Source organism: Pseudomonas sp. H1_D04, from assembly GCF_054683855.1.
This window is the reverse complement of sequence record NZ_CP162826.1, coordinates 3,197,777-3,221,213: the sequence shown is the minus strand read 5'-3', so window position 1 is coordinate 3,221,213 and position 23,437 is coordinate 3,197,777. Positions and strand designations below refer to the sequence as shown.

At 59.1% G+C, this 23,437-nt stretch carries 21 protein-coding genes; 5 read left to right on the top strand and 16 right to left on the bottom strand.

All coding sequences use genetic code 11. From position 1 onward, the window contains the following. The first annotated feature begins 93 nt into the window (after nt 1-93). Complete coding sequence (locus tag AB4N82_RS14900) at nt 94-696, top strand: helix-turn-helix transcriptional regulator (RefSeq protein WP_095186382.1); 603 nt, start codon at nt 94-96, stop codon at nt 694-696. Next, nucleotides 683-1,561, top strand: coding sequence for a queuosine precursor transporter (locus tag AB4N82_RS14895; protein ID WP_032885624.1), 879 nt, complete (start codon nt 683-685; stop codon nt 1,559-1,561). Before AB4N82_RS14900 ends, AB4N82_RS14895 begins: the two co-directional genes overlap by 14 nt. A gap of 41 nt (nt 1,562-1,602) precedes the next feature. Here the strand turns inward: AB4N82_RS14895 and queC are convergent, their stop codons facing one another. The 8 genes from queC to hmpA all read right to left on the bottom strand — a co-directional run bounded on the left by queC (nt 1,603) and on the right by hmpA (nt 9,929). Next, on the bottom strand, nt 1,603-2,301 hold the full coding sequence (gene queC / locus AB4N82_RS14890) for a 7-cyano-7-deazaguanine synthase QueC (RefSeq protein ID WP_032885623.1): 699 nt from the start codon (nt 2,299-2,301) through the stop codon (nt 1,603-1,605). Nucleotides 2,302-2,404: 103 nt separating this feature from the next. Further along, nucleotides 2,405-3,292 (bottom strand): heme o synthase, encoded by an 888-nt coding sequence (gene cyoE / locus AB4N82_RS14885; protein WP_014719864.1) that lies wholly within the window; start codon nt 3,290-3,292, stop codon nt 2,405-2,407. Nucleotides 3,293-3,303: 11 nt separating this feature from the next. Continuing rightward, nucleotides 3,304-3,645: a cytochrome o ubiquinol oxidase subunit IV gene (cyoD, locus tag AB4N82_RS14880; protein ID WP_017734785.1), complete on the bottom strand. Its 342-nt coding sequence runs from the start codon at nt 3,643-3,645 to the stop codon at nt 3,304-3,306. Next, nucleotides 3,645-4,271 carry a cytochrome o ubiquinol oxidase subunit III gene (locus tag AB4N82_RS14875; protein WP_032885622.1) on the bottom strand — a complete coding sequence of 209 codons (627 nt, stop codon included), beginning with the start codon at nt 4,269-4,271 and terminating at the stop codon, nt 3,645-3,647. Before AB4N82_RS14875 ends, cyoD begins: the two co-directional genes overlap by 1 nt. A gap of 3 nt (nt 4,272-4,274) precedes the next feature. Next, a complete protein-coding gene (cyoB, locus tag AB4N82_RS14870; protein ID WP_032885621.1) occupies nt 4,275-6,293 on the bottom strand; it encodes a cytochrome o ubiquinol oxidase subunit I in 2,019 nt (672 codons plus the stop codon). A 3-nt stretch (nt 6,294-6,296) separates the two neighbouring features. Then, nucleotides 6,297-7,238, bottom strand: a complete 942-nt coding sequence (gene cyoA, locus AB4N82_RS14865; protein WP_032885620.1) for a ubiquinol oxidase subunit II — start codon at nt 7,236-7,238, stop codon at nt 6,297-6,299. A 792-nt stretch (nt 7,239-8,030) separates the two neighbouring features. Beyond that, entirely contained in the window at nt 8,031-8,537 is a 507-nt protein-coding gene (locus AB4N82_RS14860; protein WP_032885619.1) for a disulfide bond formation protein B, read from the bottom strand. 210 nt (nt 8,538-8,747) lie between these two features. Continuing rightward, nucleotides 8,748-9,929: an NO-inducible flavohemoprotein gene (hmpA, locus tag AB4N82_RS14855; RefSeq protein WP_122763892.1), complete on the bottom strand. Its 1,182-nt coding sequence runs from the start codon at nt 9,927-9,929 to the stop codon at nt 8,748-8,750. Between the two features lie 147 nt (nt 9,930-10,076). On the opposite strand from hmpA, the gene norR reads away from it, so the two are divergent. Then, nucleotides 10,077-11,621, top strand: coding sequence for a nitric oxide reductase transcriptional regulator NorR (gene norR / locus AB4N82_RS14850; RefSeq protein WP_122755878.1), 1,545 nt, complete (start codon nt 10,077-10,079; stop codon nt 11,619-11,621). A 126-nt stretch (nt 11,622-11,747) separates the two neighbouring features. On the opposite strand, the gene AB4N82_RS14845 is transcribed toward norR, so the two are convergent. Beyond that, the gene (locus tag AB4N82_RS14845) at nt 11,748-12,650 is read right to left on the bottom strand and encodes a DMT family transporter (protein ID WP_032885616.1); all 903 of its coding nucleotides are present in this window, start codon (nt 12,648-12,650) and stop codon (nt 11,748-11,750) included. A gap of 135 nt (nt 12,651-12,785) precedes the next feature. Between AB4N82_RS14845 and AB4N82_RS14840 the strand changes: the two genes are divergently transcribed. Beyond that, entirely contained in the window at nt 12,786-13,658 is an 873-nt protein-coding gene (locus AB4N82_RS14840; protein WP_032885615.1) for a helix-turn-helix domain-containing protein, read from the top strand. Here the strand turns inward: AB4N82_RS14840 and AB4N82_RS14835 are convergent. From AB4N82_RS14835 to AB4N82_RS14825, 3 genes are all read right to left on the bottom strand, one after another. After that, nucleotides 13,655-16,156, bottom strand: coding sequence for a LuxR C-terminal-related transcriptional regulator (locus AB4N82_RS14835; protein WP_122763893.1), 2,502 nt, complete (start codon nt 16,154-16,156; stop codon nt 13,655-13,657). The genes AB4N82_RS14840 and AB4N82_RS14835 overlap by 4 nt on opposite strands. 227 nt (nt 16,157-16,383) lie before the next feature. Then, entirely contained in the window at nt 16,384-17,742 is a 1,359-nt protein-coding gene (locus AB4N82_RS14830; protein ID WP_032885613.1) for a DUF1329 domain-containing protein, read from the bottom strand. Between the two features lie 26 nt (nt 17,743-17,768). After that, nucleotides 17,769-19,547 carry a DUF1302 domain-containing protein gene (locus AB4N82_RS14825; RefSeq protein WP_032885612.1) on the bottom strand — a complete coding sequence of 593 codons (1,779 nt, stop codon included), beginning with the start codon at nt 19,545-19,547 and terminating at the stop codon, nt 17,769-17,771. A 79-nt stretch (nt 19,548-19,626) separates the two neighbouring features. Here AB4N82_RS14825 and AB4N82_RS14820 point away from each other — a divergent pair, with 79 nt between their 5' ends. Continuing rightward, nucleotides 19,627-19,902 carry a hypothetical protein gene (locus AB4N82_RS14820; protein WP_163034890.1) on the top strand — a complete coding sequence of 92 codons (276 nt, stop codon included), beginning with the start codon at nt 19,627-19,629 and terminating at the stop codon, nt 19,900-19,902. A 127-nt stretch (nt 19,903-20,029) separates the two neighbouring features. Here the strand turns inward: AB4N82_RS14820 and AB4N82_RS14815 are convergent, their stop codons facing one another. The 4 genes from AB4N82_RS14815 to AB4N82_RS14800 all read right to left on the bottom strand — a co-directional run bounded on the left by AB4N82_RS14815 (nt 20,030) and on the right by AB4N82_RS14800 (nt 23,398). Then, nucleotides 20,030-20,941: an SDR family oxidoreductase gene (locus tag AB4N82_RS14815; RefSeq protein WP_032885611.1), complete on the bottom strand. Its 912-nt coding sequence runs from the start codon at nt 20,939-20,941 to the stop codon at nt 20,030-20,032. Nucleotides 20,942-21,059: 118 nt separating this feature from the next. Further along, the gene (locus AB4N82_RS14810) at nt 21,060-21,962 is read right to left on the bottom strand and encodes an alpha/beta fold hydrolase (RefSeq protein ID WP_122755877.1); all 903 of its coding nucleotides are present in this window, start codon (nt 21,960-21,962) and stop codon (nt 21,060-21,062) included. Beyond that, nucleotides 21,962-22,744 (bottom strand): class II aldolase/adducin family protein, encoded by a 783-nt coding sequence (locus AB4N82_RS14805; RefSeq protein ID WP_460102041.1) that lies wholly within the window; start codon nt 22,742-22,744, stop codon nt 21,962-21,964. Before AB4N82_RS14805 ends, AB4N82_RS14810 begins: the two co-directional genes overlap by 1 nt. 198 nt (nt 22,745-22,942) lie before the next feature. Beyond that, a complete protein-coding gene (locus AB4N82_RS14800) occupies nt 22,943-23,398 on the bottom strand; it encodes a flavodoxin (protein ID WP_095186375.1) in 456 nt (151 codons plus the stop codon). Between the last annotated feature and the right edge of the window lie 39 nt (nt 23,399-23,437).

Below are 23,437 nucleotides of genomic sequence, written 5' to 3'. Positions count from 1 at the left end.
AAACGCCCTGGATGGGCGTTTCACTGTTGAAACAATCTATACGGCGTCTTCAAAGATCGACGGTTTTTACTATAGGGAAGTGGTGAGCACGTGATGCACAGACGAGAAAAAACCGAGCATTTGAAGAGCAACATCAAGTACTTGATCAAGAGCCGTGGCGAGACCCAGCTGTCGCTGTGCAACGCCGCCGGCCTGACCCGCACTACGATCTACAACATCCTCGAAGGCAAGGTCGTCAATGTTCAGCAGTCGACCCTGCGCAAGATTTCCGACTTCTTCGGCGTGTCCTACGAAGAAATCGAGACCATCGATTTTGAAGCCAAGGAAATCATCGAGAGCAGTGCCTCGCCCCAAGGCAACATGAACCCCGCAGCCGTGCCGGTGCTCAAGCAAAGCCAGGTCATGCAGCACTTGGATAAGCGCATTGGCGAACTGGCTACCCTCTTCCCGCTCACTTACTACTTCGGCACCTCCCACAACCTGATCGGCGTGCGACTGGAGCGCCCTATACCGGGTGCGAATGAGCCGGGTGACCTGTTGATCATCCAGAAGGGTTCGTCGAGCGACGATAAGGAAAAACTGGTGTTCGACAGGGCTACCCACACGCTGTTTATCAGCCGTGAAGCCTGCGCCAGCTCAGAACGCCTGTGTGTACTGGGGGATATCATTGAGGAGCGCTTCAATGACCACGTATGAAAGCGAGATCGAAAACAGCAAATACAAACTGCTGGGCTTCGAAAATGATAAGCGCCTGGCGGTGATCATGATCATCGCCACGGGCAAGATCATTCGGGTCAAGTTGAGCGAAGTCTTAAACAGCGAAATCATGGATAACTTGAATAAAATGGAAGTTAAAAACCTGTACAAGAAGTACTACTCCCAAGCGGGCACGGTGACGGCGTACGACCTCAACGATCGCAATGAAAGTTCGTGGATGATCTACATCATCCTCAACCTGCTGCTCTTCACCTTTTACATCTTCACCAGCATTGCCGCGACGAAACCGATCTACATCGAGTCCCTCGACATCATCGTTACGCCGGGCACTTTCCTATACCCGCTGACCTTCCTGATCGTGGATCTGCTCAACGAAAACTTTGGCCTGAGGCTCGCCAGGAAGGCCATCCTGTTTGCCTTTGCCAGCAACGCGATGATCATCATTTTGCTCTACGGCTCCACCTTCTTACCCGGCTTGCCCGGTTGGAAACTCGACGGTCCCTATAACGATGTGATTGTGCAGGTGTCGTCGGTGTTGATCGCGTCGTCGGTGTCGTTCCTGGTGTCGGAAAACATTAACTCGTATTTGCTGTGCAAGATCAAAGAGCTGACTAATTCCAAATACCTATACCTGCGCATCTTCCTCAGTACGTTCTTTGCGGTGATTATCGACAGCTTCCTGTTCTGCTTTATTGCGTTCTACGGCGCCATGCAGACCAGCGATATCCTGAGCATGATCTATGTGCAGATCGCAATTAAGGTGGGCTTTGCGTTCTTTAATATTCTGCCAGCCTATGGCGCGCGTTCGTTGTTCAAGCGCTATATCACCGGCAACGCTGCCTGATTGAAACACGCCGATGGGCCTTGCCCATCGGCTTCATCACCTTAGTTCAGCTGCAACTTCTGCTTCAGGTTCTGCATGACATCCGTCTTGTTCTGCAGGTATTCATTCAAGCCCCGTGCACGCAGGTTGCACGCATCACACTCGCCACAGCCACTGCCGAGGACGCCGTTGTAGCAGGTCAGGGTCTGCTGGCGGACCAAATCCAGTTGCTGGTGGTAATCGGCCAAGGCCCAGGTCTCGGCTTTGTTCAGCCACATCAGCGGGGTTTCCAGGCGCACGTCGTATTCCATGCCCAGCTTGAGTGCCTGATTCAGCGCCTTGACGAATTCATCGCGGCAGTCCGGATAACCGGAGAAGTCGGTTTCGCACACGCCTGTAATGACGGTCTCGGCTTTCACCTGGTAGGCGTAGATTGCCGCCAGGGTCAGAAACAGAATATTGCGCCCCGGCACAAAGGTGCTGGGCAGGCTTTCACCTGAGCTGTTCACGGTCGGCACAGGAATGTTGTCGCGGGTCAGGCTGCTGATGGCCAGCTCGTTGAGCAACGACACGTCCATCACTTTGTGAACGGTGGCCCCCAACTGCTTGGCAAGCTGCTGGGCGACTTCGACTTCCGCCACATGGCGTTGGCCGTAGTCGAAGGTAATGCAGTGCACTTCATCGTAGTGCGGCAGTGCGTGGATTAAACAGGTGGTGGAGTCTTGTCCGCCACTGAACACGATTACGGCTTTTTTACTCATCGTTCTGCGTCCTGCATGGGTAGGATGTGGGCATAGTTTAAAGGTCACTCAATAAAAAACCCCGCGCTTCTTTCGAAGGCGGGGCCTTTTGCTACTCAGACACTCAGTGTGCGTAGGTCAGCAACAGCTCTTTCGGCACTTGGAAATCCAGGGACATCATCACGCTGAGCGCGGTGATGGTGAAAATCGAGAACACGAACAGCTTGCGCGCCCAGACGGTGTCATCTACCGCCTTGTAGCCTGTCCAGGCCATGTACAACCAGTACATGCCCATGGCAGCCGCGACGGCGAGGTAGCTCATGCCGGCGTAGCCACTGAAGGTCAACATCAAGGTCGCCACAAGGAAAGCCAGGATGTAGAGCAGGATGTGTTTCTTGGCAACCTGGATGCCACGCTTGACCGGCAAAACCGGAATCGATGCAGCCAGGTAGTCGTTGAAACGGAAGATCGCGATGGCGTAGGAATGCGGCATCTGCCACAGGCTGAACATCACCAGCAGCACCAGCGCGGCCATGTCGAAGCTATTGGTTACAGCCACATAACCAATCACCGGCGGCATCGCCCCCGACAGACTGCCCACCAGCGTGCCGTGAACCGACTTGCGCTTGAGGTACAGGCTGTAGAGGCCGACGTAGATGACAAAGCCGATCACGGCAAACAGCGCCGCCAACGGGTTGGCCACCTTGTACAACAGTGCCACACCGGCAACACCCAAAACGGTCGCGTAGATCAGTGCCAGCTTCAGGGAGATAAGGCCCTGGACCAGCACGCGATTCTTGGTGCGCTCCATCTTGATATCGATGTCACGGTCGATGCAGTTGTTGAAGACACAACCGGAAGCAACCACCAGGGACGTACCGATCATCGCAGCCAGGAAGATGGCCAGATCGACATGTCCCTTGGAGGCCAGGAAGAAACCGCCCGCCACAGAAAGCACGTTACCGAAAATGATCCCCGGTTTGGTGATTTGGATAAAGTGCTTAAGCGACATCGGGTCTTACCTCACTTCGCCATCATGAACGTATGGATGCTGAACATGATCCATATCGACAAGCCAACCAGCAGCAGGATTACTAAGCCTGCGAACACGAACGCAATCACGTTATCGCGCTGCTCTTTAGAACGATCCAGGTGCAGGAAGTACACCAGGTGAACCAGGACCTGAATCACCGCGAATGCCAATACGATCATCAAGGTGATCGACTTCGGCAGGGTCGGGTACATCACCAGACCGAACGGGATGAGCGTCAGGATTACCGACAGGATGAAGCCAATGGCGTACGACTTAACGCTGCCGTGGCTCGAATCATGGCTGTCATGGTCATGGGAGTGTGCATTAGCCATTACAGAGTCCCCATCAGGTAAACAACGGTGAAGACGCAGATCCAGACCACGTCCAGGAAGTGCCAGAACAGGCTCAGGCAAGTCAGGCGAGTCTTGTTGGTGTTGGTCAGGCCGTGTTTATTGACCTGATACATCATCACCGCCATCCACAGCAGGCCGGCAGTAACGTGCAGACCGTGGGTGCCGACCAGCGTGAAGAACGCCGACAGGAAACCGGAACGGTGCGGGCCGTAGCCTTCGGAGATCAACAGGTGGAACTCGTTGATCTCCATGCCGATGAAGCCCAGGCCGAACAGGAAGGTCATACCCAACCAGGTCAGCACGCCTTTCTTGTTGCCCTTGTAGAAGGCCAACATGGCGAAGCCGTAGGTGATCGAACTGAACAACAGCAAGGCGGTTTCGCCAAGCACGTAAGGCAGTTCGAAGATGTCGTGGCCCGACGGGCCACCCGCTACGTTGTTTACCAGTACCGCGTACACCGCGAAGATCGACGCAAACAAGATGCAGTCGGTCATCAGGTAGAGCCAGAAACCGAAAACGGTCATCGGCCCCGAGTCGTGGTGATGGTCATCGTGCCCATGGTCATCGACATGGGCGTGTCCAGCATTGGTCACTAAGTTCGACATGGTTTAAGCCTGTTCCAACGAGGTTTCTACACGGTTGGCCGGGATTTTCTTCTCGGCGACCAGGCGAGCGTGCTGCTCGGCTTCGATGCGCTCGATCGTTTCGACCGGCACCATGTAGCCTTGATCATCACGTGCTGCGTGGACAATGAAGTAGCCGATGGTGCCCACCAGGCTCACGATTGCCAGCCACCAGATGTGCCAGATCATCGCGAAACCGAACACGGTCAACAGCGCACCCATCACCACGCCAGTGGCGGTGTTGCTTGGCATGTGGATCGGCTCGTAGTGCTTAGGACGCTGGTACGCAGTACCGTCTTCCTTGGCTTCGGTGAACGCATCAATGGTGTTCGCAGTAGGGATCACGGCGAAGTTGTAGAACGGCGGCGGCGACGAAGTCGACCATTCCAGGGTGTGGCCATTCCATGGGTCGCCGGAGTCGCAAGCGTTCTGCTTACGGTCACGGATGCTCACGTACAGTTGGATCAACTGGCAGGCGATACCCACAGCGATCATGATTGCACCGAACATGGCAACGTACAGGTACGGTACCCACTCAGGGTTGGTAGTGGCGTTCAGACGACGGGTCATGCCCATGAAGCCCAGTGCATAGAGCGGCATGAACGCGACGAAGAAGCCCGAGATCCAGAACCAGAATGCAGCCTTGCCCCAACCTTCGTGCAGCTTGAAGCCGAACGCTTTCGGGAAGTAGAAGCTGAAACCAGCGATGTAACCGAATACAGCACCACCGATGATCACGTTGTGGAAGTGAGCGATCACGAACAGGCTGTTGTGCAGTACGAAGTCAGCACCCGGGATGGCCAGCAGTACGCCGGTCATGCCGCCGATGGCGAAGGTCACCATGAAGCCCAGGGTCCACAGAACCTGGCTGGTCATGCGCAGACGACCGTGATAGATGGTGAACAGCCAGTTGAATAGCTTCACCCCCGTCGGGATGGAAATCAGCATCGTCGCCAGGCCGAAGAAGGCGTTGACGCTGGCCCCCGAGCCCATGGTGAAGAAGTGGTGCAGCCAAACCATGAAGCCCAGTACCGAGATCGCGCCCGATGCATAAACCATCGAGTGGTGACCGAACAGGCGCTTGCCGGTAAAGGTCGAGATCACTTCGGAGAAGATACCGAACGCTGGCAGGATCAGGATGTACACCTCAGGGTGACCCCATGCCCAGAACAGGTTCACGTACATCATTGGATTGCCACCAAGTTCATTGGTGAAAATGTGGAAATCCAGGTAACGGTCAAGCGACAGCAGCGCCATGGTAGCGGCCAGGATCGGAAACGAAGCCACGATCAGGACGTTGGCCCAGGTGCAGGTCCAGGTGAAGATCGGCATGTCCATCAGTTTCATGCCAGGGGCGCGCATTTTCAGGACGGTGGCCAGGAAGTTGACCCCCGTCAGCGTCGTCCCGAGTCCTGATAACTGTAGCGCCCAGATGTAGTAGTCCACACCCACGCCAGGGCTGTACTGGATACCCGACAATGGCGGATACGCAACCCAACCGGTCTTGGCGAATTCGCCGACGCCCAGGGACACGTTGATCAGCACAACGCCGGATACCAGCAGCCAGAAGCTCAGGGAGTTCAGGAACGGGTAGGCAACGTCACGGGCACCGATCTGCAGCGGCACCGCAAGGTTCATCAGGCCGGTGAAGAAAGGCATCGCCATGAAGATGATCATGATCACACCGTGGGCGGTGAAGATCTGGTCATAGTGTTCAGGCGGCAGGTAGCCAGGCGAACCTTCGGTGGCCATGGCCAACTGGGTACGCATCATGATGGCGTCGGCAAAACCGCGCAGCAGCATGACCATGGCAACGATGATGTACATCACGCCGATTTTCTTGTGGTCGACCGACGTCAGCCACTCGGTCCACAGGTAGGTCCACTTCTTGAAATAAGTGATTGCTGCAAACAGTGCCAGACCACCCAGCGCGATCATGGCGATGGTAATCATCACAATCGGCTCGTGGAACGGGACCGCATCCCAACTTAATTTACCAAACATCGTTTACTCCTCTGCCCCAGCAGTTGAATGCGAGCCCGTGTCAGAACCTTCAACCGCGGCCACTTCTTTCTTCTCGTGCTTGACCGGCTTGCCTGGCTTCATACCTTCGTACTTGTCGACGATTTTCTGAAACAGGTTCGGCTCATACGCGGAGTACAGAGCGACTGGGTTGTTCTGGCTTGGTTTGGTCAGGGCGTCGTATTCAGCTTGATCAAGCTGTTTAGGTGCGGCCTTGACTTCGGCTACCCAGGCGTTGAAATCTTCCTGGCTCGTCGAGATCGCTTTGAATTTCATGCCGGTGAAGCCAGCGCCGCTGTAGTTCGCGGAGATGCCTTCCATTTCAGCTTTTTCGTTCGCGATCAGGTGCAGACGGGTCTGCATGCCTGCCATCGCGTAGATCTGGCCACCCAGGGCTGGGATGAAGAACGAGTTCATCACGGCGTCGGAGGTGATCCGGAAGTTAAGCGGGGTGTTCTCCGGGAACCGGATCTGGTTAACCGTGGCGATACCCAGGTCCGGGTAGATGAACAGCCACTTCCAGTCCAGCGCGACCACTTCGATGTTGATCGGCTTGACGTCGGACTCCAGCGGACGGTACGGGTCCAACTCGTGGGTCGACTTATAGGTGATGTAACCCAGGGCGATGATGATGAGGATCGGAACCAGCCACACCGCGATTTCGATCTTGGTGGAGTGCGACCACTTAGGCGCGTAGGTCGCGTTGGTGTTCGACGCGCGGTATTTCCAGGCGAAGGCGAAGGTCATGATGATCACAGGCACCACAACCAACAGCATCAGCAGGGTGGCAGTGATGATCAGGTTTCGTTGATCCAGACCGATCTGTCCTTTTGGGTCCATCAAGGTCCACTTGCAGCCTCCCAGCATTAACATCATGCCAAGCAGCGGCAAAAAGCCTAGTAATCGGGGGTACCTGTTTTTACTCATCTCACGACCTCTAAAGCAGCTTGCGCAATGCAGTTGGGTTTTGATCGCCAACACTTCACCCTGCCAAGGGTTGGCATTTCTCTTCGATTGAATAAGAGCCTGCCCGGCACGCCATAACGGAGCGTTTCACGGACCTGCGGTGAGTTCTTATTCGATTTCGTGGTTAAAGGCCTTGTTACAGACCAATTCCGTTTGGTGCGGATAGTTGAAAGGCTGCCGGAACCTTGGGGTCGCACAGAGCCATCCATCTGCCCCTCGACCGCTCCAGTGCTCAAATATTGAACAGCACGGGACATTCAGTGCGTGCGATTGTAGTTAGCTAGCGATGTATAAACCATGTCTTATAAAGAAATAATTTTTATCGATTACAGCAATAATCCTTCACCGATATTGCAACGGTTCGCGATTTTATCGCGTTCGATTCTCAACAAAAACCACAAAAATTGCGGTGTTATAGGCTGAACCGCCACGGCCTTCAGTCGTCGTAAGGGCATGCAAAACCTATCTAACCCCCCAGAAAACAAGGCATTGGGACATCACGCAAAGGTGTGTCCGCCGCGAGGTGCGCAACGTTGTCCAGACCACGAACTGACAGCACACCTTGGGCGTTTTTTGCAAATTTAAGCGATGGCTTCGCGGAGCAGAAACGTCCTGCGGCGGCCTCTGTGTGACAACATGTCGCACGCTTCGCGCACCCTCAGTTGTCCCGTGTCACGCTCTATTCACAAAAGCCTACAAACAAAAACGCCCCGGCCTTCGTCAAAGAAGGACCGGGGCGTTTGACAGTTGGGTTCAGGCCTTGCGCTGGCGATTGCGATAGATGCCCAGCGGCACCAGGATCACCGTCAGCACGAACGCCACCAAGGCCCACTGCGCCAGGGACAGGCCCAGCACCGGCGGGTACGGCGTGCTGCAGAAGCCATCGACCTGAAAGCCCAGCGGGAAGACCTTGGCCAGGGGCAGGTCATCGACGATGGGTTGCAGCACATCGATGCCGCAGCTGACCTGCGGGAAGAACTGGGTGTACACGTGGTGACCCGCTGCGGCCACTCCGCCGACGGCGCTGAGGATCACCAGCCCTTCGAAAAAGGTCAGGGCACCCTTGGTGCGCATGGCTGCGCCGATGAACGCGAAGATCGCAATCAACAACAAGGCATAGCGTTGCAGGATGCACAGCGGGCACGGCGCCTCGCCCAACACAACCTGCATGTACAACGCCCCACCGATCAGCGCCAGGCAGATGATGCCCAGCAACACCAGAAAGCGCCGCTCCCTGCCTAAACGCAATTCGTCACTCATCCCCGTATCCCTTTGTTTGGTTGTGCCAATGGCCGCAAGTTTACACACAGAGAGTGGTTTAAACAGAGGGGGGTTAACGGGGGATTAATCTGAAGAAATAGAGAGCCAAATGTGGGAAGGGGCTTGCCCTCGATAGCAGTGGATCAGCCAGCTTATCTTCAACTGACACACCGCTATCGAGGACAAGCCACCTCCCACATTTTGACCGTGTTATTCCAAGGCAGCAGCCGGGCCGAAGAACTCGTAGCGGCTTTGCTTCTCGGGCACACCAAGGGCCTTGAGGTGGCGCTTGATTGCGGCCATGAAACCTTTAGGCCCGAGGAAGTACGCGTCCAGGTCACGCTCTTGCGGCAACCAGGCCTGCAACTGCTCCAGACTCAAGAGCCCAACCTTATCCGCCGCTGGGCTCACGCCGTCATCCTCGGCATAGCAATAGAAGCGCTTGAGTTGCGGGTGCTTCGCGGCGAGCGCGTCCACCCAATCGCGAAACGCGTGCACCCCGCCGTTACGCGCGCAGTGGATAAAATGCACCGGACGCTGGGTGGCCAGAGCGGCTTCAAGCATCGGCAGGGTCGGCGTGATGCCCACGCCGCCGCTGATCAGCACCAACGGTTTATCGCTGGCCTGCAGGATGAACTCACCCGACGGCGGGAACAGGTCGATGGTTGCGCCGACGTGCAACTGGTCATGCAGGTAGCTGGACACCCGCCCACCGGCTTCGCGCTTGACGCTGATGCGATACTGCCCAGCATCGCTGAGGGCCGACAGGGAATAGTTGCGGCGCACTTCTTCACCGTCGAGCACCAGCTTCATACCGATGTATTGGCCTGGCGCGGCGGCAAGGATCGGACCGTTATCCACAGGCGCGAAATAGAAAGAGACGATCTCGGCACTCTCCTCCACTCGCTTGACCAACGTAAACGCCCGCGCACCGCGCCAGCCGCCGGGAGCCTGGGCTTTCTCTTCGTAGATGGCGGCTTCGGCACCGATCAGAATGTCGGCCAACTGGCCATAGGCGGCGCCCCAGGCCTTCATCACCTCAGGCGTGGCAATCTCGCTGCCCAGCACTTCGGAAATCGCCCGCAGCAGGCAGGCGCCCACGATCGGGTAGTGCTCCGGCAGGATCTGCAACGCCACATGCTTGTTGATGATCTTCGCCACCAAGTCGCCCAGTTGGTCGAGCTGGTCGATATGCCGCGCGTACATCAACACGCCGTTGGCCAAGGCGCGAGGCTGGTCGCCGCTGGCTTGGTGGGTCTGGTTGAACAGCGGGCGCACCTCAGGGTACTCGGAGAGCATCATGCGGTAGAAATGGGTGATCAGCGCCTCACCGCCACTTTCCAGCAGGGGCACGGTGGATTTGACGATGGCACGGTCTTGGGCACTAAGCATGGGAGCCTCCTGGGCTTCTTTACTGATTACCCTTAGCTACTCAGTATTCATGCCAACTAATAAATCGTTAATTTTCAATACCTTAAACATTGTGTAGTCAGTATGACCTCCTACACTCTATAGTCATAAGGACTACAAGGAGTCATTATGACTGCGCAATCATTGCTCACCACCCTCCTGCCCTTGGTCGCCGACCTGTCCCGCGACCTGCCCGAAGGCGAGCGCTATCGCCGCCTGTTGCAAGCCATGCGTGCCCTGCTGCCGTGCGACGCCGCAGCGTTGCTGCGCCTGGACGGTGAATGGCTGGTGCCGCTGGCAGTAGACGGGTTGAGCGCCGACACCTTGGGCCGACGCTTCAAGGTGAGCGAGCACCCGCGCTTCGCCGTCCTGCTCGGCAGCCCCGGCCCGACGCGCTTTGACAGCGACAGTGAATTGCCCGATCCCTACGACGGCCTGGTCGATGGCCTGCACGGACACTTGGAAGTGCACGACTGCATGGGCTGCCCGTTGTTTGTCGACGACCAGCCCTGGGGCCTGCTGACCCTGGATGCCCTAGACACCGAACGTTTCGAACGGGTTGAACTGGACGCCCTGCAAGCCTTCGCCAGCCTCGCTGCCGCCACCGTCAACGTCGCCGAACGCATCGAGCGCCTGGCGCTGCGCGCTGAAGACGAACACCAACGTGCCGAGATCTACCGTCAAGCCAGCGGCCAGCAGCACAAGGAAATGATCGGCCAGAGCAAAAGCCACAAACGCTTGGTCGAGGAAATCAAACTGGTGGGCGGCAGCGACCTCACCGTGCTGATCACCGGCGAAACCGGAGTGGGCAAGGAATTGGTGGCCCAGGCTATCCACGCGGCATCCAATCGTGCGGATAAACCGCTCATCAGCCTCAACTGCGCCGCCCTGCCGGAGACGCTGGTGGAGAGCGAGTTGTTCGGCCACGTACGCGGAGCCTTTACCGGCGCGCTCAATGAGCGTCGCGGCAAGTTCGAACTGGCCAACGGCGGCACCTTGTTCCTAGATGAAGTAGGCGAACTGTCGCTGACCGTGCAAGCCAAGCTGCTGCGGGTGCTGCAAAGCGGTCAGTTGCAGCGCCTCGGTTCGGACAAGGAGCATCAGGTTGACGTACGCCTGATCGCCGCCACCAACCGCGACCTCGCCGACGAAGTCCGCAACGGCCACTACCGCGCCGATTTCTACCACCGTCTGAGCGTATACCCGCTGCAAGTGCCGTCACTGCGCGAGCGCGGGCGCGATGTGTTGCTGCTGGCGGGCTTCTTCCTCGAACAGAACCGCTCACGCATGGGCCTGGGCAGTCTGCGGCTGACCAGCGATGCCCAGGCCGCGCTTTTGACCTATAACTGGCCGGGGAATGTGCGGGAGCTGGAACACTTGATCGGACGCAGCGCGTTGAAGGCATTGGGCAACTGTCGCGAACGGCCGAGGATTCTGAGCTTGAGTGCGCAGGATCTGGACTTGCCGACGGTGAATGCGCCGGTCATCGAAGCACAGGCTCAAGCCGCACCCGTGGTCACCGGCGACCTGCGCCAGGCCACCGAAGACTATCAACGCCAGATCATCAGCGCCTGCCTGGAACGCCACCAACACAACTGGGCCAGCGCGGCCCGCGAACTGGGCCTGGACCGCGCCAACCTGGGCCGCATGGCCAAGCGCCTCGGACTGAAATAGCAAGGACAGCTCGGCCAAATGTATGCAATGCAGGGAATGTGGGAGGGGGCTTGCCCCCGATAGCGGTGGGCCAGCTATAGAGGGGCTGGCTGACACACTGCCCTCGGGCGCACGCCCCCTCCCCCATTAGACTGTCTTCGCCTGGAAGACCGGACTGGCAGACTTAGGCTTACGAAACACCAACACATTGCCCAACATCACCAGCACCAACCCCGCCAACGCGGGCGCGGTCCATTGGTAGCCCTCGGCAAACGCTGACACATTCAGCGCCACCACCGGGAACAGCACCGTGCAATACGCTGCCCGCTCCGGCCCCATGCGCCCAACCAGGGTCAGGTAGGCCGTAAAGCCGATCACCGAACCCGGAATTACCAGGTACCACAGCGCGCTGATGTACCGTGCGCTCCAGTCCATCTCAAACGGAATGCCCCGCACCACACAGTAGGTCGCCAGCATCAAGGAGCCGTACAACATGCCCCAGGCATTGGTGGTCAGCGGCCGCAAGCCGGCCTTCTGTTGCAGGCTCGACAGCATATTGCCGGCCGAGAAACACATCGTCCCCAGTAACGCCAGCCCCAAGCCGAACAAGGTCTGCGGACTGGCGGTGTGCCCCACCAGTTCCGGCCAGAACAGCAAGCCCAAGCCCGCCAACCCGAGGCCACCGCCCATCAACACGTTACGTGCCACGCGCTGGCCGAAAAACACCCGCGCATTCAGCGCGTTCCACAACGTGGCGGTGGAAAACACCACCGCCACCAGGCCGCTGGGAATCCACTGGCTGGCGGTCAGGAAGCACATGAAGTTGACGCAAAACAGGCACAGCCCCTGCGCCAGGCAGATCAGATGCCCGCGCCGGTTCATCACCTGCAACTTGCGGCTGAGCAGCAACAACGCAAACAACACCAGCGCCGCCAAGCCAAAGCGATAGACGATGGACACAGGAATCGCCACTACGCCCAATTGCCATTTGAGGGCGATCCAGGTGGTGCCCCAGATCAGCACGGTGAGTAAATACAGGGAAAGGTTCATAGCGGGCTCCATCGGTTGAGCCACAGTGTCGCCCTCAACGGCGCCGCGCTCTTGCAGATTCTTGCGCTTTTGTCGGGTGGTGGGCTCACAGCGCCCACCTCGCGGAGTAGGATGCAAGGCGTCGGAGAACACACCATGTCAGATCTGGAATCCCTACAAGTCTTTCAAGCCCTTAACCGCTCGCCCAACGCACGCCTTGAAGCCTGCGCCGAGCTAGGTGACGGCTTGTCGGCAGCTTTGTGGAGCAACCATCACGATTCCCAGGACTACCAGGCGCCAAGCCATCACACCTTATCCTGCTACATCGGCGGTGGCACTGGCACCTTTCGGCGTGACCAGCCGGGCACCAAGGGCGGCCCCGACAAGCTGTGTATCCTGCCCGCCGAGCATCAGTCGGCGTGGGTGATCAACGGTGAAATCCGCCTGGCCCACGTGTATTTCAGCCCAGAGCAATTTGCCCTCGGCTGCGTCACCCTGCTCGACCGCGAACCGCGCACCCTGGAACTGCGCGAAAGCACCTTTCTGCAAGACGACAGCCAGGCCAGACGCTTCCACCAGTTGATCGCGCTCAACTGGCAGGAGCCCGCCGAACGCCTGCTGACCAGCAGCCTGGCCCATGAAATGCTCAGCCACACCCTGCTCAGCCAGGTAGGCGCCCGCGAAGGCCTGCGTTTGAAAGGTGGTTTAGCGGCGTACCAGCGACGGCTGTTGGTGGACTACATCGACCAGCACCTGGAAGACCCCATCAGCCTTGGGCAACTGGCTGGCCTGTGCGCGCTGTCGGAATACCATTTTGCGCGGATGTTCCGCCAAAGCTTCGGCCTGCCGCCCCATCAGTACTTACTGGCGCGTCGGCTGACCCGCGCGCAACACCTGCTGCGCAGCGGTGCCCTGCCCTTGGGCGAGATTGCCTTGCTGTGCGGTTTTTCCAGTGCCAGTCACTTCACTCATCGCTTCCGCCAGGCCATGGGTGCCACGCCCGGCGACTACCGTCAGGCGTTCATTTAAACCATCAAGCCCAACGTCTTGGCCTTGGCCACCGCCTGAGTTCGCCGCTCGACGCCCAGCTTGCTGTGGATGCGCCGCGCGTGAGTCTTGACGGTGTGCAGGGAGATAAACAGCCGGTCGGCAATTTCCAGGTTGGAGCTGCCCAGGGCGATCAGTTGCAGCACTTCCAATTCACGCTGGCTCAAGGGGTTTTCTACCGTGCCGGGGGTTGACGCCTGGGGTTCCATGCCCAGCTCGCTCAACAGTCCCGGCGAGCGCAAACGCAGTTCACGAATCGCTTGTTGCACCTGACAACGCCCGGCCAGTTCCAGGCCGGTTTGCAGCGAACGGCGCGCCAAGGCAGCATCGCCCAGTTGCCAAGCAACTTCGCCCAGCACCAGGTGCAGCTCGGTTTCCAGGCAGAGCATGCCGCGCTGATGGGTGGTTTCCAGCAACGCGTTGAGCCGTGCCACAGGTTGATCGGCGCAGCCCAGTTTCACCTCCGCCAACACCAGCAGGTATTCCAGGCGTGGAATCAGTTCCAGGGTGGCCGGTGGCGCCTGTTTGGCCTGGGGGCCACGGAAGTGGCGCAGCACACGGCGCACCGCTTCCACGGTCAATTCGGCGCGGCCTTGCTGCAACCAGAAATGCCCACTGACCAACAACAGCACCGCCCGGTATACCGTGTCCGGCACCTGGCGCTGCTGCATCAGCCGTTCGGCCTCGCGCAGTTGCACAAAGGCCTGGGCGTAATCACCCCGGTTGGCGGCCAGCAAGGCCAGACCGAGAAACCCGTAGAGCACGCGTTTGTCCTGGCTGTGCAGGCACATCTTCAGGCCAGTCTCGAAACAGTCGGCGGCCAAGCTGTCCTGGCCCTGGCGCAGCGCCAAGTGCCCGCGCCGCAAGGCGATGCGCCCAACCAGTGGCCCGGCCTTGAGCCGCTGCTTGAGCAACATCGCCTGCACCGTTTCCAGCAGGCTTTGCGCCCGATACGGCGCGCCACGCTGTTCCAGCAATTGCGCGTGATCCAACTCCAGCAACGCCTCCAACACCAACGAACCATGGGCGCGCGCCAGGCACAGCGCTTCGCGGTTCAGGCCTTGGGCTGCGTCCAGTTCACCGCGCAGCAAGGCTTGTTGGGTCAGCCCCGACAGGCACATCAGGCGCGAAGTCCAGGCGCTCTCGGGCAAAGCTTGCAGGGCCTCAAGAAAATGCAGACGGGAACTCTCGGCATCGCCGCCCAGGTGCAGCAACCAGCCCCACTGCGCCTGCCAGCGCGCCAGTAAATAACGCTGTTGCGCCGCCGAGGGTTGCGGGGCAAATCGAGCGAGCTGATCGATGCACGCAGCCGCCTGTTCGAAGCGCCCGGCGAACAGGAGCGCAGCAGTCACCAACCCCACCAGTTGCGCCGAGCCGAGCATCAGCTCATCGCCATGCTGCTCATGCAGGCGCAACAGCAAGACGGCGTTCTGCTGGCGGAACAGGTCCTCAAAGCTGAAGTGCTGCAAGAGACTTACTGCCATTTCATATTCTTCGGCCAGCAGCGCCTGTTCAAAAGCGGCCTGCCAATCCTGCTCGGTGCAAAACCACTGGCAAGCGCGTCGATGCCAAGAGCGCCTGGCAGGCCAGGGTTCGTTGTGCATCAGTTGCGCCAGGGGCGGGAAAACCTGCAACCAGTCGGTGTCTTCCCACGGCTCGATAAATGCGCCCAGCGCGTGTAAATCCCGCAGGTACTGGCCACCGTCGCCAGCGCCGAACAAGTGTTCGCACAGGCCAGTGTTGAAGCGCGGCAGATGGGCCAGCACCCGCCAAGCCTCGGCCAACTCCGGCGGCAGCGTGCTGAACAGTTCGTGTTGCAGGTAGTCGAGCAACGTCTTATCGGGATGACCATCACCCAGCAAGGCGATGCGCACACCCGCGCACCAACCCGCGCTGAACTGCAGCACGCTGTCGACGGACTGGGCCGGCGCATGGCTGAGCAGTGCCTGGATTTCCACAGGGGTAAATGCCAGTTCGGCGCCGCACTCAAGTAACTCATCGTCGAGCAGCAGCCGAGGCCAATTACAGGCCGGACGCCGTCGAGCGCCCAGCCACCAGGTCAGGGCCGGGCTGCTGGCGGTGAGCAGGCGATCGAGCAAGGCGTCGGTGTCTTGAGTGGGTAAGCGGCAGAAATCATCGAGGAACACCCATGCCTGGGCCTGCCAGCGGCTGAGGTCCAGCAGCAATGTGGCTTCGTCGGTAAACGTCAGGCCAAGGTTTTGCGCCAGCCGTTGGCACAGATCGAGGGGGCTGAGCGACGCGCCATTGAGCGGCAACCAGTACACCTGGCAACCGATGGGCGCCTGCAACGCGCATTCAGCGAGTAACGCGCTCTTGCCGCTGCCGCCGGGGGCGCATAACAACTTGACCCTGACCGGTGCTCCCAGCAAAGGCTCGGCCAGGCGGGGGCGCAGCAAATGATGGGCGGACAGCCGGGGCATGAATCCAGGACGGTCCAGGCAGCGTGTCATGGCGGTCATTGCTGCATCCTGCTTTTTTATTGTTATGCAACGTGATGCGTACCCTAGTCCTGTGGCGGGGGGTTGTTGAAGAAGTATTCAGCAGGGTGATTGAAGGCCATGCACAGAACCCAATGTGGGAGGGGGCTTGCCCCCGATGGCGGTGTATCAGTCAACCAATCCAGTGACTGATACTCCCTCATCGGGGGCAAGCCCCTCCCACATTTTGACCCCGCTTCGATCCGGGATCAGCGCACGCCTTCAGCCCTCAAGGCTGCCGGAGTGTAGTCCGCTGCCTTGGCCGCGAAGCCGAACACGAAGCTGCTCTTCTCCTCGTTCTTCATGCCCAGTGCGATGTAGCGCCCGGCAATGATGTCGTACAGGGTTTCGACCGTGTAGGCCGGCACCTGGTGGTCGTAGTAGAACTGCGCATGACCTTCGGCGACGCGCCACAGTTGGCCACGACCGTCGTAGTGATCCACCAGCGCGACTTGCCAGCTGTCTTCGTCGATGTACATGTGCCGCTTGGCGTAGATGTGCCGCTCGCTCGGTTTGACCGTGCCGACCACTTCCCACACGCGGTGCAGTTCGTAGCGGGTCAGGTCCTGGTTGATGTGACCAGCCTTGATGATGTCGTCGTACTTGAGGCTCGGCGAATCGAGCTTGTAGCTGTTATAGGGGATGTACATCTCTTTCTTGCCCACCAGCTTCCAGTCGTAGCGGTCGGGGGCCCCGGAGAACATGTCGAAGTTGTCGGTGGTACGCAGGCCGTCGGACGCGGTGCCCGGCCCGTCATAGGACACCTGCGGAGCACGGCGCACACGGCGCTGGCCGGCGTTGTAGATCCAGGCCAGGCGCGGTTCTTTCACCTGGTCGAGGGTTTCATGCACCAGCAGCACGTTGCCCGCCAGGCGCGCTGGGGCGGTGACCGATTGCTTGAAGAAGCTCAACACGTTGGCCGCCTTGGCCGCGTCGATATCCGGGATCGCTTGAGGCACCGCCACTTCTTCTTCGAAGCGGATCGGCGTGTAGCTGCCATTGGTCTGCGGAGTGGCCTGGGTGATGATGCGGCGCAGGTTACCGCCGTGGTAACGGGTGATGTGGTTCCACAGCACCTCCACGCCATTCTTGGGAATCGGGAACGCGTAGTAGCGGTTGCCGGTGAAGTTTTCCAGGCCGTTGCCGTCGTTGATAGCCTTGACGTTCAGTGCGCTGCGCTTGATCGATTCGTAGATGTCCGCCGGTAAGTTGACCGTACGGTGGCTCGGGTATACCGGAATCTTGTAGGTCTCGGGGTAGCGTTTGAACATCGCCACCTGGCCGTCGGAGAGTTTGTCTTTGTACTTGTCGACGGTGGCGGCGGTGATGACAAACAGCGGTTTTTCATTGGCGAACGGGTCGGCCAGGAAGCCTTTGCTGTCCACCGCGCCAGCGTTTTTCGGGATACCGCCAGTCCAGGCCGGGATCGAGCCGTCAGCGTTGCCGGCTTTTTCGGCACCGACCGGCGTGAGGGTGGTGCCCAGCTTGGCCGCTTCTTCCGGCGACACCGCCGCCATTACGTGAGCAGCCAACAGACTCAGGGCCAACACTGCAATTGTCTTACGCATAAGTTCTTGTCCTTCTTTAAGCCAAATCAGAAGTTCACGCCGAAGCTGAGGGCGAGGAAGTCGCGGTCGGTCAGGGTGTTGTAGTCGCCACCAAAGAAATCGGTGTAGCTGAGGCTGGCGGTGTAGGTGCTGCGGTAGTCCGCATCCACACCGACGCTGATCGCCTTGGCGCCCTTGTTGAAGATCCCGTTGGGCCCATAGCCAGCCACGTCATGGGACCAGGACAGGTTGGGCTTGAGGTTCACCCCGAAAATGGCGTTGTTGTAGTCAAGGATCGCCCGCGCGCGGTAGCCCCAAGAGGTGGAGGTGACGAAACCGTCGGTGTCACCCTCGAAACCGTAAGCGCCGTAGACCGAATCGCGGCCGTAACGCAGTTTGGATTTGTCCTCCAGGCCAGCCACGTGCACCACGGCCGCTTCGCCCACCAAAGTCAGGCGTTCGGCGCCGAGGACTTGGTCAAAGAACTGGGTCATGGTGCTTTGGATCTGGGTGATTTCCTTGCGGCGGTAGCCTTTGTTGTCGCTGCCGAAATTGCTGCGGATGGGTGAGGCCAATTGGCCGGCGATTGGGTTAAGCAAGGCCAATGTCAGGTCGGTGGTATTCAACTGCACCGGGGCATTGGGCCGGTAGCTGATTTCCCCGGTCCACGCCGTGCCGGTGGGCAAGGTAGTGGAGAAACTCGCGCCGAACAGGCGGATGTCTTCCGGGTAGTCGAGGTAATACTGGCCACGGCCGAGCATGGTGCTCTGGGCGAGGGCCTGCCCGAAACCTCCAGCGGCGGCGGCAATGCCACCGATGGTTTGCAGTGTGGTGTTGTTGGTGATGGTGCCTACAGTGGGTGTGCGGCTGTGGTAATTCATGAAATACAAACCGTACTCGGTGTCGTCACCCAGCCAACGCAAAGCCGCCCCAAACTGACCGGAGTCCCGCGCATCACGGTCGCCCGCACGCTGTACCACCACACCCTCGCGCGTCACCACAAAACCCTGGCCGCGGTTTGCCGCAATCGATTGCAGCGGCGCGATCCCAGGGCTGCCTACTGTGTAGTTACCGGTGCAACCATCCGCCGCCACGTCACCGCCAAAGAAGGTGCCGCAGTTATCCAGCACGGTCTGGTCCCACTCCAACTGATAAAACCCTTCTACGGTCAGTTGGTTGGTCAGGCTCTGGGACGCAAACAGCATGTTCACCGGGATCAGGCCTTCCTTGATCTCGGCACCCGGGCGGCGGAACGCCGACACGTCAATCGGGTTGATGCTGTTGATGGAGTTGCCGATGAAGGTACTTTCACCCCAACTGACCACCTGCTTACCGGCGCGTACGGTGCCCGGCAGGTCGCCCAGGGAGTAGTTGTGATAGACGAACGCATCGAGGATCTGCGCACCGCTGGACTTGGCGCCTTCCTTGCGGTTGTGGTCGCTGATCTGCTTGAACTCGCGGTCTTCGTCCTTGAGCTCAAAGTCGTACCAGTACTTGCCGCGCACGAACACACCGGTGTCGCCGTACTTGAGTTCAAGGTCGTGCAGGCCCTTGAAGATTTTCGAGAAGGTCTCGCCCTTCTTGAAATTGAGCCGTCCGTCATCCCCCGTGGAAGCCTGGCCCGTGCCGCCATTGACGGTACCCACGAGTTTTTTATCGGCATCACGCATGCCCCAACTCGAACCCACCGACAACGACGAATCGAATTGCCCTTCGATCTCGCCAATATTGAACGAAACAGCCTGAGCCTGGGCACAGCAACCCAAGGCAACCGCAGCGGCCAGCGCCTGTGGCGTGAAGATGGCGCGCATTGTTGTTTTTGTCATGCGTCTTCCCCGGTGAGTGACAGAAGGCCCCACCCTACTGCCGCACATCAGGAGCGATAAGCGCACCAAGGAGGGATTCGTGTTGTCGCTCGAAAGGATTACCGGGCGCTCTGGCCTGGGTCTGGGCGGGGGCATGAACCGTGTGGATGGCGGGTTATCAGGGCCATGGATGGCGAGCGTCAAGACTGTTGCAGTTTTTACAACAGTCCTTGTCCCGAAGCGCTATTACTCATCTTGTCGCAAACGACTATTCTTGCCGGGCTTTCAGGGCAAACGGCCCGCTTCCCCAAACGGAAGAAAAGCCAGACTCAAATGGATTGATGTCTTTATTCAATCTGTTACCGGTGTTCACTGACGTTGATTTGTCGCTCCTTGATCCAACGTCTTACTTCAGCCGCTGCGTTTGCAGCGGCTTTTTTTTGCCTGAAATAAAACGGGGCGCCATCAGCGCCCCGTAAGATTCAAACTTTTTCAAGCAATGATCACAGGCTGTACTTCTGCAAGTTGGCCATCATCTCCTTCAAGGCCTCGATGTTGTCCTTGGGATGAGCCGCCCCTTCGAAATCGCAGATCTGCTGCCAGTGCGCCGCCACATCGTCCGGTGAAAAACCGGCTTCGGGATCAAAGCCCACACCCAGGCTGCGCTCCCAGCGGGTCTTGCCAATCCAGCCACCGCCCACTTCAAACAACCCAGAAGTTTCCTGGCACGCTTCGCTGCCCAGGTACACCACCAGCGGGCTGACCAATTCCGGCTTGAGGCGCTCGAACACTTGCGGCGGGATCAGGCCTTCGGTCATGCGCGTGGCGCCAGTTGGGGCGATGGCGTTGACCAGGATGTTGTTCTTGCGCCCCTCCAGCGCCAGGGTACGGGTCAAGCCGTACAGGCCGAGCTTGGCCATGCCGTAGTTGGACTGGCCGAAGTTGCCGTAGATGCCCGAAGTGGACGCGGTGAAGATCACCCGGCCATAGCCTTGCTCACGCAGATGGGGCCAGGCGGCGCGGGTGACTTTGTAGGCGCCTTCGACATGCACCCGGTAAACCAGGTCCCAGTCGGCGTCTTCCATTTTGTGGAACGTTTTGTCGCGCAGGATGCCGGCGTTATTGACCACTACGTCGATGCGGCCAAAAGCGTCGAGGGCGTTTTGCACAATCTTGTCACCATCGGTGACAGAGTCGTGGTTGGCTTCCGCAATACCACCCGCCTCGCGGATCTCGGCCACTACACGGTCGGCCGCCGAAGCACTGGCGCCTTCGCCTTGGGTGGAACCGCCGAGATCGTTGACCAGCACCTTGGCCCCATGTTTAGCGAACAACAGCGCATGGGCCCGGCCCAATCCGCCGCCGGCACCGGTGACGATCACGACCTTATCCTGGAACTGCACTGACTCACTCATACCGAACTCCAATGGCGACAATGGGAATGGGTCGAGTGTCAGGCACAGGGCTGCCGGTCACAATAAAGACAGCCAAGGCTGAATGGTGCTCGATAAGGCAGAGGGATGATCCTAAGGCTCAGGAATAAGCCACGCGGGTTTCAACCTGCCCAATCCGATCACGAAACGCCTGGTAATGCTTGAGCACCTGCACCGGCGCTTCAATCTGCGGGTAGTGGCCGATGTTGGCCAGTAACACCGTGTCGGCATGGGGCACCAATTGGTGGTAACGCTCCACCATATGGATACCGGAGATCGGGTCGATCTCGCCGTCGATCACTCGCAATGGCACGTCACCCTGCTGCATCGCCGCCACCCAGCGATCACGCAGGCGCCGACGCTGGGGAATGTAGGCGATCAGCTTGTGCAGGATGCGCGTGCCATCGTTGCAGTCGATCAGGCTCCAGAAATCGTCCAGTGCGCTTTCGCTGGGGCGAGTGTTGGGGCCGAAGATCTGGCCGAAGCTGTCGGCCAGGGCATTGCGCCCGAATGCGCGGCCGATCATCCAGCCCAGCGGGCTGAGCAGGAGTTTTTGCACCAGCGCCGGGCGATGGGTTTCCGGGAACAGCCCGCCGTTGAGAAACACACAACTGGCCATCTTGAATCGGCCTTCATAGTGCCGGGCCAACAGTTCCTGAGCGACGCTGTCACCGTAGTCGTGGGCCAGCACGTGCACCGGCTGATCCACCCGCAGATGCTCCAGCAAAGCCTGTTGCAAATCCGCCTGTTCCAGCAGGCAGTAGCCATGGTCCAGAGGCTTGGCTGAATCGCCGAAACCGAGCATGTCGCAGGCGATGACCAAGTTGTGCTGGGCCAGGGGTTGCCACAGGTAATGCCAGTCCCAACTGGCGGTGGGAAAGCCATGGATCAGCAGCAACGGTTCGCCCTGCCCCGACACCCAGTAACGGATGGTGCGTCCGTGAAATTCGAAACTCTGGCTGCGTTTGCGCCAGGCTCTGAGCGGGATCTCGGCAAGTGGCATCAGCTTCTATACCCAGGATCTTGAGCATCCAATTTGCGCAGCAACGCCGGCCAGGCCAGCGCGCCCCCCATACCTTGAGCGCTCTTGGTGACAGCAGCGACCATGGCTTTGGCGCCCGCAAGAATCTGCGGACCAATGGCGATCAATTCAGCGCCGCCGTTTTGCGCCAGCACCTGGATATCGCAGGCGCGCTGAAAGGTGAACATCATCAGGAACGTGTCGGCGATGGTACTGCCACAGGTGAGCAGGCCATGGTTGTGCAGCATCAAGAAATTATTGTCGCCAAGGTCGGCTTGCAGGCGGGCCTTTTCCTCGTGGTTCAGCGCGACGCCTTCATAGGCGTGATAGGCCAGGCTCGACAGCACGAAGATCGATTGCTGGCTGATCGGCAGCACGCCCTGTTTCTGTGCCGCCACCGCCACACCGGCGGCAGTGTGGGTATGCAGCACGCAGGTGACATCGTGGCGAACTTCATGAATGGCGCTGTGGATCGTGTAGCCCGCCGGGTTGATCTCGTAGGGGCTGTCCATCAGCTTGTTGCCGGCCTGGTCGACCTTGACCAGGCTCGACGCAGTGATCTCGTGGAACATCAGACCGTAGGGGTTGATCAGGAAATCATCGGTGCCGGGCACCTTGGCCGAGATGTGGGTGAAGATCAGGTCGTCCCAGCCATGCAGCGCCACCAGGCGATAGCAGGCCGCCAGGTCGACACGAACTTGCCACTCGGCAGCACTGACCTGATCTTTGACATTCTGTGGCGGCACAACAGGGGCTAGGCTCACGGTAACGACCTCCTTGGCGCACTTCTTATTATTTTTCGAGTGATGGGCCAGTCTAGTCAGACGCCCTGGCGGACGGAGTTGCCTTCGCAGCCAGCTTGATGACCGTACGAGTCAGCTATGAGAATAGTTTAGATCTATACAAACGGCGTCAAAGAGACGCCGTCAATAAAGGGACTGAAAACCGCTGGAACCGCTCAATCAAGCGCGCAGTGCAGTGACCAATTCTGCCAACCACGGCTCGGCATCTGCTTCCGGCGTCACGCTCTCGCTGGCGTCCAGGCGCAACATGGGCAGTACTTCGCGCACGCCCAACTCGCCAAACAGCTCGCGCATTTGCTCACCGCCACCACAAAAGGTGTCGCCATAGCTGGCGTCGCCCAAACCAATCACCGCACCGGGCAAACCGCGCCAGGCCGAAGGCAGTTGGTCGCGAATCGTCGAATACAACGGTTGCAGGTTATCGGGCAATTCACCCATGCCGGTGGTCGAAGTCACCGCCAGAAACGCCTCAGGGGCAAACGCCTGCACATCCGCCAGGGTCGCGCGCGGGTTGTGCCAGGCTTCAAAACCAGCGTCTTTGAGGATGCCGGCGGCGTGGCGGGCGACTTCTTCAGCCGTGCCGTAGACCGAGCCGGAAAGGATGGCGACTTTCATCAATCTGATCCTGTAGTTGAGCGAAAGCCTGGGATATTA

What these genes read in the sequence shown, in the direction of transcription:
- cyoE (WP_014719864.1), bottom strand. Translation starts at nt 3,292, where the DNA reads ATGTCGCTTAAGCACTTTATCCAAATCACCAAACCGGGGATCATTTTC.
- AB4N82_RS14825 (WP_032885612.1), bottom strand. Translation starts at nt 19,547, where the DNA reads ATGACAAAAACAACAATGCGCGCCATCTTCACGCCACAGGCGCTGGCC.
- AB4N82_RS14875 (WP_032885622.1), bottom strand. Translation starts at nt 4,271, where the DNA reads ATGTCGAACTTAGTGACCAATGCTGGACACGCCCATGTCGATGACCAT.
- cyoB (WP_032885621.1), bottom strand. Translation starts at nt 6,293, where the DNA reads ATGTTTGGTAAATTAAGTTGGGATGCGGTCCCGTTCCACGAGCCGATT.
- AB4N82_RS14810 (WP_122755877.1), bottom strand. Translation starts at nt 21,962, where the DNA reads ATGCCACTTGCCGAGATCCCGCTCAGAGCCTGGCGCAAACGCAGCCAG.
- hmpA (WP_122763892.1), bottom strand. Translation starts at nt 9,929, where the DNA reads ATGCTTAGTGCCCAAGACCGTGCCATCGTCAAATCCACCGTGCCCCTG.
- AB4N82_RS14900 (WP_095186382.1), top strand. Translation starts at nt 94, where the DNA reads ATGCACAGACGAGAAAAAACCGAGCATTTGAAGAGCAACATCAAGTAC.
- AB4N82_RS14800 (WP_095186375.1), bottom strand. Translation starts at nt 23,398, where the DNA reads ATGAAAGTCGCCATCCTTTCCGGCTCGGTCTACGGCACGGCTGAAGAA.
- AB4N82_RS14895 (WP_032885624.1), top strand. Translation starts at nt 683, where the DNA reads ATGACCACGTATGAAAGCGAGATCGAAAACAGCAAATACAAACTGCTG.
- AB4N82_RS14835 (WP_122763893.1), bottom strand. Translation starts at nt 16,156, where the DNA reads ATGACCGCCATGACACGCTGCCTGGACCGTCCTGGATTCATGCCCCGG.
- queC (WP_032885623.1), bottom strand. Translation starts at nt 2,301, where the DNA reads ATGAGTAAAAAAGCCGTAATCGTGTTCAGTGGCGGACAAGACTCCACC.
- AB4N82_RS14830 (WP_032885613.1), bottom strand. Translation starts at nt 17,742, where the DNA reads ATGCGTAAGACAATTGCAGTGTTGGCCCTGAGTCTGTTGGCTGCTCAC.
- norR (WP_122755878.1), top strand. Translation starts at nt 10,077, where the DNA reads ATGACTGCGCAATCATTGCTCACCACCCTCCTGCCCTTGGTCGCCGAC.
- cyoD (WP_017734785.1), bottom strand. Translation starts at nt 3,645, where the DNA reads ATGGCTAATGCACACTCCCATGACCATGACAGCCATGATTCGAGCCAC.
- AB4N82_RS14860 (WP_032885619.1), bottom strand. Translation starts at nt 8,537, where the DNA reads ATGAGTGACGAATTGCGTTTAGGCAGGGAGCGGCGCTTTCTGGTGTTG.
- AB4N82_RS14840 (WP_032885615.1), top strand. Translation starts at nt 12,786, where the DNA reads ATGTCAGATCTGGAATCCCTACAAGTCTTTCAAGCCCTTAACCGCTCG.
- AB4N82_RS14815 (WP_032885611.1), bottom strand. Translation starts at nt 20,941, where the DNA reads ATGAGTGAGTCAGTGCAGTTCCAGGATAAGGTCGTGATCGTCACCGGT.
- AB4N82_RS14845 (WP_032885616.1), bottom strand. Translation starts at nt 12,650, where the DNA reads ATGAACCTTTCCCTGTATTTACTCACCGTGCTGATCTGGGGCACCACC.
- cyoA (WP_032885620.1), bottom strand. Translation starts at nt 7,238, where the DNA reads ATGAGTAAAAACAGGTACCCCCGATTACTAGGCTTTTTGCCGCTGCTT.